A 230-nucleotide genomic window follows, 5' to 3' on the forward strand; every position below is an offset into this window, starting at 1 on the left:
AGCCGGCGGGGGGAGGCGATACCGGAGTCGACCTCGCGGAGCGCGGGTGCGGGCAGTCCGAGTTCGGGCCGCCAGGCCGGCGTGCGGGAGCCGCGGCCGGACGCGTCGACGACCAGCCCGGCGGCCAGCTCCCGCTCCTCGCGGCCGTCGAGCGCTCGTAGCCGTACCCCCGTCACCGCGAGGTGCGTGCCGGACAGCGCCACCGCCTCGGTGCGTGGCAGCAGTTCGAT

1 pseudogene is annotated in these 230 nt (G+C 77.4%); it reads right to left on the reverse strand.

What is annotated here, in order from left to right:
* Positions 1–230: pseudogene (locus tag KVT45_RS55905) on the reverse strand (pyridine nucleotide-disulfide oxidoreductase); the annotation flags it as partial.

The sequence above is a fragment of the Streptomyces sp. GbtcB6 genome (assembly GCF_019091475.1).
GTDB lineage: Bacteria > Actinomycetota > Actinomycetes > Streptomycetales > Streptomycetaceae > Streptomyces > Streptomyces hyaluromycini.